General features: G+C 59.4%; 1 protein-coding gene. It reads left to right on the forward strand.

Annotation, left to right across the window (positions count from 1 at the left end):
- Positions 1-166: 166 nt before the first annotated feature.
- Positions 167-401: transposase (locus tag AC5ZG1_RS44580; protein WP_496136597.1), on the forward strand; the 235-nt coding region annotated here is incomplete at its 3' end.

A 401-nucleotide genomic window follows, 5' to 3' on the forward strand; every position in this document is an offset into this window, starting at 1 on the left:
GCCTGCCGGCATCTTCTCCCCGCTGGGGAGAAGGGACTCGTGGCAGCGCCTCGCTCCCATTGAGACCTTTACGGTAGGAAACGATAGTCGGGGGCTCACTCCCCTTCTCCCCAGCGGGGACTGTTGCAAAATACCGAGGATGTGATTCCCTTGTTTTGAACGGGGGATGATTTGGATGGCGGTCAAAGAGACAGGTCAATTCAGCTTTGTGGATGCGTTGTTGCCGCAGGCAGGAGGCAGTAGGCGCCTTGATCGATTGTCTGCTCTGGTAAAGTGGTATCGGTTCGAGAAGCTGTTACGTGGGCTGCGGGCGGAGACGTCGCCGGGTCGGCCGGCCTATCCACCGCTGGTGATGTTCAAGGCGCTGCTGCTGCAGTCGCTGTACGGTCTTTCGGATGCGG

It is taken from the genome of Bradyrhizobium sp. Leo78 (assembly GCF_059512425.1).